This is a genomic window from Kosakonia sp. N21 (assembly GCF_050587465.1).
Lineage (GTDB): Bacteria > Pseudomonadota > Gammaproteobacteria > Enterobacterales > Enterobacteriaceae.
Window position 1 is genome coordinate 23,190 of record NZ_JBOBHR010000017.1, and the last position, 8,106, is coordinate 31,295.

Here is an 8,106-nt window from a genome sequence, read left to right on the forward strand (position 1 = left end):
CTCCCGTCGGAGTTAGCACATTCCGCTGCCGGGTTTTACCCCGGCAGCAGTGACCTGTTTGAGCGAGAATTACTCGTCTTCCAGTTCGATGTTGATACCCAGCGAACGAATCTCTTTCAACAGTACGTTGAAGGACTCTGGCATACCCGGTTCCATCTGATGGTTGCCGTCCACGATGTTTTTATACATCTTGGTACGACCGTTCACGTCATCAGACTTAACGGTAAGCATTTCTTGCAGGGTGTATGCTGCGCCGTAAGCTTCCAGCGCCCACACTTCCATCTCCCCGAAGCGCTGACCACCGAACTGCGCCTTACCACCCAGCGGCTGCTGAGTAACCAGGCTGTAAGAACCGGTGGAACGCGCATGCATCTTGTCATCAACCAGGTGGTTCAGTTTCAGCATGTACATGTAGCCAACGGTTACCTGGCGCTCGAATTGCTCACCGGTACGACCGTCGAACAGCGTGATCTGACCGGAAGTCGGCAGGCCACCCAGCTGTAACAGTTCCTTGATTTCAGACTCTTTCGCACCGTCGAAGACCGGCGTTGCGATCGGCATGCCTTTGCGCAGGTTTTCTGCCAGACGCAGAACCTCATCATCGCTGAAGGTGTTCAGGTCAACTTTCTGGCGAACGTCAGCGCCCAGATCGTACGCACGCTGGATGAACTCGCGCAGTTTGGCGACTTCTTGCTGCTGTTTCAGCATGGCGTTGATCTTATCGCCGATACCTTTAGCAGCCATACCCAGGTGAGTTTCCAGGATCTGACCGATGTTCATACGAGACGGTACGCCCAGCGGGTTCAGTACGATGTCTACCGGCGTGCCGTTTTCATCGTAAGGCATATCTTCGATCGGGTTGATCTTGGAGATAACACCCTTGTTACCGTGACGACCTGCCATTTTATCACCAGGCTGGATCTGACGTTTAACGGCCAGATACACCTTAACAATCTTCAGCACGCCCGGTGCCAGATCGTCGCCCTGAGTGATTTTGCGGCGTTTCGCTTCGAGTTTTTTCTCGAACTCGTGTTTCAGTTCGTCATACTGCTCAGCCAGTTGTTCCAGCTGATTTTGTTTCTCTTCGTCGGTCAGGCCCAGTTCCAGCCAGCGGTCGCGCGGCAGTTTGTCGAGCTTATCAGCTTCAACACCGCCGGAAACCAGCACGCTGTGGATACGGCTAAACAGGCCAGCTTCGAGGATCTGCAGTTCTTCAGACAGGTCTTTTTTGGCCTGCTTAAGCTGCATTTCTTCGATTTCCAGCGCACGTTTGTCTTTTTCCACGCCATCACGGGTAAAGACCTGAACGTCGATAACAGTACCGGAAACACCGTTTGGTACGCGCAGAGAAGAGTCTTTAACGTCAGACGCTTTCTCACCGAAGATCGCGCGCAGCAGTTTCTCTTCTGGCGTCAGCTGGGTTTCACCTTTCGGCGTTACCTTACCAACCAGAATGTCGCCGCCGGTCACTTCCGCACCGATGTAAACGATACCGGATTCATCCAGTTTGGAGAGCGCAGCTTCACCCACGTTCGGGATGTCGGCAGTGATCTCTTCCGGCCCCAGTTTGGTGTCACGGGACACACAAGCCAGTTCCTGGATGTGAATAGTCGTAAAGCGATCTTCCTGAACCACACGCTCGGAGACGAGGATGGAGTCTTCGAAGTTGTAACCGTTCCACGGCATGAACGCTACGCGCATGTTCTGACCGAGCGCCAGTTCACCGAGGTCGGTGGACGGACCATCAGCCAGCACGTCGCCGCGCTCAATTGGCTCACCCAGAGAGACACACGGCATCTGGTTGATGCAGGTGTTCTGGTTAGAACGGGTGTATTTGGTCAGGTTGTAGATGTCGATACCTGCTTCGCCCGGGTACATCTCGTCTTCGTTAACTTTGATAACGATACGGGACGCATCCACGTACTGAACGGTACCGCCACGTTTAGCGACTGCGGTAACACCGGAGTCAACGGCAACAGCACGTTCCATACCGGTACCAACCAGCGGCTTATCAGAGCGCAGAGTCGGAACCGCCTGACGTTGCATGTTCGCACCCATCAATGCACGGTTGGCGTCATCGTGTTCCAGGAACGGGATCAGGGACGCACCGACGGAAACCACCTGCTGGGTGGAAACGTCCATGTAGTCAACCTGGTCTGCGCTGAACAGACTCGATTCGCCTTTGCTACGACAGGTAACCAGATCTTCTGCGAAACGACCTTCTTCCGTCAGGTTGGTGTTCGCCTGAGCGATAACGTAGTTACCTTCTTCAATTGCAGAAAGGTAATGGATCTCGTCAGTCACTACGCCGTCGGTCACTTTACGATACGGAGTCTCAAGGAAGCCGTATTCGTTAGTCTGTGCGTACACGGACAGGGAGTTGATCAGACCGATGTTCGGACCTTCAGGCGTTTCGATAGGACATACGCGACCGTAGTGAGTCGGGTGTACGTCTCGAACTTCAAAGCCTGCGCGTTCACGGGTCAGACCGCCTGGGCCGAGTGCAGAGATACGACGTTTGTGCGTAATCTCAGACAGCGGGTTGTTCTGGTCCATAAACTGAGACAGCTGGCTGGAACCAAAGAACTCTTTCACTGCCGCGGAGATCGGCTTGGCGTTGATCATATCCTGCGGCATCAGGGTATCCAGATCGCCGAGAGACAGACGCTCTTTCACCGCACGTTCTACACGCACCAGGCCAACGCGGAACTGGTTTTCCGCCATTTCGCCCACGGAACGGATACGACGGTTGCCGAGGTGGTCGATATCATCCACTTCACCGATACCATTACGGATACCGATGAGTTTTTTCATCACTTCGATGATGTCGTCGTTGCTCAGGATACCGGAACCTTCGATGCTGTCGCGCAGCAGAGAACGGTTGAACTTCATGCGACCAACCGCTGACAGATCGTAGCGGTCTTCAGAGAAGAACAGGTTCTCGAACAGGCTTTCAGCCGCTTCGCGAGTCGGCGGTTCACCCGGGCGCATCATGCGGTAGATTTCTACCAGCGCGCTCAGGCGATCGTTGGTCGGGTCGACGCGTACAGTTTCAGAAATGTACGGGCCATGGTCCAGATCGTTGGTGAACAGGGTTTCGATACGTTTGTGACCAGACTGGCTCAGTTTTGCCAGCAGATCGAGCGACAACTCCATGTTCGCCGGGCAAATCAGCTCGCCAGTGGATTCATCAACGTAATCTTTCGCGGCAACTTTGCCTGCGATGTATTCAACCGGTACTTCAATATGCTGAATCTCGTCTTTTTCCAACTGACGGATATGGCGCGCAGTGATGCGACGGCCTTTTTCAACATACATTTTGCCGTTCGCTTCGATATCAAAAGAAGCGGTTTCGCCACGCAGGCGTTCCGGCACCAGTTCCATCTGCAGCTTGTTGTCACGAATCTCAAAGACAACTTTTTCAAAGAACAGATCGAGAATCTGCTCAGTGGTGTAGTTCAGCGCACGCAGAATGATAGTGGCCGGCAGCTTACGGCGGCGGTCGATACGAACGAACAGGTTGTCTTTCGGATCGAACTCAAAGTCCAGCCATGACCCACGGTAAGGAATGATACGTGCGTTATAAAGCACCTTACCAGATGAGTGGGTTTTACCCTTATCGCTGTCAAAGAAGACGCCAGGGCTACGGTGCAGCTGAGAAACAATAACGCGCTCAGTACCGTTGATAACAAAGGTACCGTTGTCGGTCATGAGCGGGATCTCGCCCATGTACACTTCTTGCTCTTTGATGTCTTTAACAGTGCCTTCCGGCGCTTCGCGCTCGTAGATCACCAGACGCAGTTTTACGCGCAGCGGAGCAGAATATGTTACGCCACGGATCTGACATTCTTTAACATCAAAAACAGGTTCGCCAAGACGGTAGCTGACGTATTGCAGTTCCGAATTGCCGCTGTAGCTTTTAATCGGGAACACGGAGCGGAAAGCCGCTTCCAGACCGTACTGCCCTTCAGGATCTTGCTCGATAAACTTCTGGAACGAGTCAAGCTGGATAGAAAGGAGATATGGGACATCCAGAACTTGTGGACGTTTACCAAAATCCTTACGAATACGTTTTTTCTCGGTATAGGAGTAAACCATAGGGTTCCTCAGCTCGCTGACAAGTCGACCCACTCTGTCCATAGGCAGGACAGTTTATGCAACACTATTTTGTTGGACCGGAAAGTGGAGCACTTTCCGCAATGCTTGTTGCTATCACGCTTAAATCATTTCATTGCGGTTTACACAGAAGATCTCTTCTGTCGCAGTATATTAAGTCGTCGATAGAAACAAGCATTGTAAAGGTTACTGGCAGTCAAACAGTGTGAAACGCTGCCGGCACCTTACAGCGCAAAAAGGCTGGTGACCAAAAAGTCACCAGCCATCAGCCTGATTTCTCAGGCTGCAACCGGAAGGGTTGGCTTATTTAACTTCAACTTCAGCGCCAGCTTCTTCCAGAGATTTTTTCAGAGCTTCAGCGTCATCTTTGCTCACGCCTTCTTTCAGAGCGGCCGGAGCAGATTCTACCAGGTCTTTAGCTTCTTTCAGACCCAGGCCAGTTGCACCACGTACTGCTTTGATAACAGCAACTTTGTTAGCGCCAGCGGCTTTCAGAATTACGTCGAACTCAGTTTTTTCTTCAGCAGCTTCAGCAGCCGGGCCAGCAGCAACAGCTACAGCGGCAGCAGCAGAAACACCGAATTTTTCTTCCATTGCAGAGATCAGTTCTACAACGTCCATTACGGACATAGCGGCAACTGCTTCAATGATTTGATCTTTAGTGATAGACATTTAAATTGTTCCTGAATATCAGAATAAGTTTATACGTAAGCGAATGCGTTAAAAAGAATACTGCGATTAAGCAGCTTCTTTCGCATCGCGTACAGCAGCCAGAGTACGGACCAGTTTGCCTGCAGAGGCTTCTTTCATGGTCGCCATCAGGCGTGCAATTGCTTCTTCGTAGGTCGGCAGAGTTGCCAGGCGATCGATCTGCGACGCCGGGATCAACTCACCTTCAAAGGCAGCGGCTTTGACCTCAAATTTTGCATTCGCTTTCGCGAACTCTTTGAACAGACGAGCAGCAGCGCCCGGGTGTTCCATAGAGTATGCAATCAGGGTCGGACCAACGAACGCGTCTTTCAGGCACTCAAACTGAGTACCTTCAACAACACGGCGCAGCAGGGTGTTGCGAACAACACGCATGTAAACGCCGGCTTCGCGACCTGCTTTACGCAGTTCGGTCATTTTATCTACGGTAACGCCACGGGAATCCGCAACAACCGCAGACAGCGCGCCTTTGGCTACTTCGCTGACTTCAGCAACAATCGCTTGTTTGTCTTGAAGATTTAAAGCCATTAGCTTTGCTCCTGGATGTTTGCCAGGGCTCATGCCCTGGAACTCACTTCACTCTTCTCAAAGAAAAGAGCGTCTTAATACGGTGAGCAGAAACAAGCCAAAGAGTACTTAAAAAATATTCTTCAGGTTCTGTCACCGTCTACGCAGGGAATTAAGCTTCTTACGAAACACCTGCGGTCTTCGACGGAGGCCTGGATAGGCCAGGCTCCAACGAACAAATCTGTTTTTTACTAACTCGCGTTAGTAAAACGTGGGGGGAAGATTGTAGACAAATCCACCACCCACGTAAAGGCGAATATTAGTTCGCTACTGCGCTCAGACCAGCCTGGTCGACCGCAACACCAGCACCCATGGTGGTGGAGATGCTAACTTTCTTGATGTACACGCCTTTCGCCTGAGTCGGTTTTGCTTTTTTCAGCGCAACCAGCAGAGCTTCCAGGTTTTCTTTCAGTTTGTCAGCGTCAAAGTCCACTTTACCAATGGTGGTGTGGATGATGCCGTTTTTGTCGTTACGGTAACGAATCTGACCGGCTTTCGCGTTTTTAACCGCTTCAGCAACGTTCGGCGTTACAGTACCGACTTTCGGGTTTGGCATCAGGCCACGCGGACCCAGAACCTGGCCCAACTGGCCAACAACGCGCATTGCATCCGGGGAAGCAATAACAACGTCAAAGTTCATTTCGCCTTTCTTGATCTGGTCAGCCAGATCTTCCATACCTACCAGCTCTGCGCCAGCTGCTTTAGCAGCTTCAGCGTTCGGGCCCTGGGTAAATACGGCAACGCGAACAGAACGGCCAGTACCGTGCGGCAGTACAGTTGCACCACGTACGTTCTGGTCAGATTTACGCGCATCAATGCCGAGGTTAACGGCAACGTCTACGCTTTCTACGAATTTAGCGGTGGCCAGCTCTTTCAGCAGAGCAATGGCTTCGTTGATGTCGTACTGTTTGGTCGCATCAACTTTGTCACGGATCACGCGCATGCGCTTGGTCAGTTTAGCCATTTCTTAGTCCTCCACTACCAGGCCCATGGAACGAGCAGTACCTTCGATTGAGCGAGTCATCGCTTCAATGTCAGCACCAGTCATGTCCGCGGCTTTAGTCTGAGCAATTTCCTGCACCTGAGCGCGAGTCACTTTGCCCACTTTTTCTTTGTTCGGCTTGCCGGAACCAGACTTGATACCAGCCGCTTTCTTCAGCAGAACTGCTGCCGGAGGCGTTTTGGTAACGAAAGTGAAGGAACGGTCAGCGTAAACGGTAATAACTACCGGAATTGGCAGACCTTTTTCGATGGAATCAGTTTTGGCGTTAAACGCTTTACAGAATTCCATGATGTTAACACCCTGCTGACCCAGAGCCGGACCGACCGGCGGGCTCGGGTTTGCCATGCCAGCTGCGACCTGCAGCTTGACGTAGGCCTGGACTTTCTTAGCCATTGCAATTTCCTCGTTTGGGTATAGCGCCCCGAAAGGCTCCCCATGTTTAAATACGTTTTACGGATACGGGATCCATAAAAACAAAAGGCGCGAAATTGTATGTCAATTTCGCGCCTTGTGCAACGTTTGATCGCCGAATATTTAGGCTTTTTCGACCTGACCGAAATCCAGCTCTACCGGGGTCGCACGACCAAAGATAGAAACAGAAACTTTCAGTCGGGACTTTTCGTAGTCCACTTCTTCAACCACACCATTAAAGTCAGCAAACGGACCGTCGTTAACGCGGACCATCTCGCCAGGCTCAAACAGCGTTTTCGGACGCGGCTTATCACCCACCTGCTGCAGGCGGTTCATGATCGCATCCACTTCTTTATCGCTAATCGGCGCCGGACGATCGGAAGTTCCACCGATGAAGCCCATCACGCGCGGGACGCTGCGCACCAGGTGCCAGCTGGCGTCGTTCATCACCATCTGGACAAGCACGTAGCCGGGGAAGAATTTACGTTCGCTTTTGCGACGCTGGCCGCCACGGATCTCAACCACTTCTTCGGTCGGAACCATAACTTCGCCAAACAACTCTTCCATATTGTGTAATTTGATATGCTCACGCAGCGATGTAGCTACGCGGCCTTCAAAACCGGAAAACGCCTGAACGACGTACCAGCGCTTTTTAGGAGCTTCAGACATCTCAGAACCTCAGGCCAGTGATAAAGGAAACCAGACGAACCAGAATACCATCCAGTCCCCACAGGATCAGTGACATGACTGCGGTTACCGCAGCCACGATCAATGTGGTGTGCAATGTTTCCTGACGAGTAGGCCAAATCACTTTACGTACTTCGGTTCTCGCTTCACGGGCAAACGCAACGGTCGCTTTACCCTTCGTCGTCAACAGCGCGACACCACCTGCTGCAGCAATCAGAATAACAACTGCCAGCGCGCGGAGCGGCAGCATCATGTCACGATAAAGATAGTTGCCAACGATAGCCACGAGCAGCAGTACTGCAACAACAACCCACTTCATCGCTTCCAGGCCGCGCCCGCTCCCTTGAGCTTCGGTATTCGCACTCATAAACCAACCTGTCACAAGAATTCAGACAAACATTTTTGCCCCGCATAGGCGAGGCAACCAAACCGAAATGCTCTGGCGAGATTCGGACTAACGCCCTCTTCAGAGCCTGTCTCAGCAATGATTATGACAAAAAAAATCACTGATGAGCCAGGTTCTGGTTCGAAAGCGTACAAAAAGGGCATCAAATGATGCCCTCTTATTGCGCATTGCGTCAAATGTTATCAGCGATTAGCTGAGAACTTTTGCC

At 51.8% G+C, this 8,106-nt stretch carries 7 protein-coding genes; all 7 read right to left on the reverse strand.

Annotation, left to right across the window (positions count from 1 at the left end; translation table 11 throughout):
* Window positions 1–69: 69 nt before the first annotated feature.
* The 7 genes from rpoB to secE all read right to left on the reverse strand — a co-directional run bounded on the left by rpoB (window position 70) and on the right by secE (window position 7,859).
* Window positions 70–4,098: a DNA-directed RNA polymerase subunit beta gene (gene rpoB / locus ACQ3G7_RS24155; RefSeq protein WP_263098497.1), complete on the reverse strand. Its 4,029-nt coding sequence runs from the start codon at window positions 4,096–4,098 to the stop codon at window positions 70–72.
* 321 nt (window positions 4,099–4,419) lie between these two features.
* On the reverse strand, window positions 4,420–4,788 hold the full coding sequence (gene rplL, locus ACQ3G7_RS24160) for a 50S ribosomal protein L7/L12 (protein WP_035890291.1): 369 nt from the start codon (window positions 4,786–4,788) through the stop codon (window positions 4,420–4,422).
* Window positions 4,789–4,854: 66 nt separating this feature from the next.
* Window positions 4,855–5,352, reverse strand: coding sequence for a 50S ribosomal protein L10 (gene rplJ, locus ACQ3G7_RS24165; RefSeq protein WP_002438625.1), 498 nt, complete (start codon window positions 5,350–5,352; stop codon window positions 4,855–4,857).
* 298 nt (window positions 5,353–5,650) lie between these two features.
* The gene (rplA, locus tag ACQ3G7_RS24170; protein ID WP_263098498.1) at window positions 5,651–6,355 is read right to left on the reverse strand and encodes a 50S ribosomal protein L1; all 705 of its coding nucleotides are present in this window, start codon (window positions 6,353–6,355) and stop codon (window positions 5,651–5,653) included.
* Between the two features lie 3 nt (window positions 6,356–6,358).
* The gene (gene rplK / locus ACQ3G7_RS24175; protein ID WP_263098499.1) at window positions 6,359–6,787 is read right to left on the reverse strand and encodes a 50S ribosomal protein L11; all 429 of its coding nucleotides are present in this window, start codon (window positions 6,785–6,787) and stop codon (window positions 6,359–6,361) included.
* 141 nt (window positions 6,788–6,928) lie between these two features.
* A complete protein-coding gene (gene nusG, locus ACQ3G7_RS24180; RefSeq protein WP_007665882.1) occupies window positions 6,929–7,474 on the reverse strand; it encodes a transcription termination/antitermination protein NusG in 546 nt (181 codons plus the stop codon).
* 1 nt (window position 7,475) lies between these two features.
* On the reverse strand, window positions 7,476–7,859 hold the full coding sequence (secE, locus tag ACQ3G7_RS24185; protein ID WP_003033128.1) for a preprotein translocase subunit SecE: 384 nt from the start codon (window positions 7,857–7,859) through the stop codon (window positions 7,476–7,478).
* Window positions 7,860–8,106 lie beyond the last annotated feature (247 nt).

Excerpts from the sequence above, each read along its gene's own strand:
- rplA (WP_263098498.1), bottom strand. The coding sequence starts at position 6,355 with ATGGCTAAACTGACCAAGCGCATGCGCGTGATCCGTGACAAAGTTGAT.
- rplL (WP_035890291.1), bottom strand. The coding sequence starts at position 4,788 with ATGTCTATCACTAAAGATCAAATCATTGAAGCAGTTGCCGCTATGTCC.
- secE (WP_003033128.1), bottom strand. The coding sequence starts at position 7,859 with ATGAGTGCGAATACCGAAGCTCAAGGGAGCGGGCGCGGCCTGGAAGCG.
- rpoB (WP_263098497.1), bottom strand. The coding sequence starts at position 4,098 with ATGGTTTACTCCTATACCGAGAAAAAACGTATTCGTAAGGATTTTGGT.
- nusG (WP_007665882.1), bottom strand. The coding sequence starts at position 7,474 with ATGTCTGAAGCTCCTAAAAAGCGCTGGTACGTCGTTCAGGCGTTTTCC.
- rplK (WP_263098499.1), bottom strand. The coding sequence starts at position 6,787 with ATGGCTAAGAAAGTCCAGGCCTACGTCAAGCTGCAGGTCGCAGCTGGC.
- rplJ (WP_002438625.1), bottom strand. The coding sequence starts at position 5,352 with ATGGCTTTAAATCTTCAAGACAAACAAGCGATTGTTGCTGAAGTCAGC.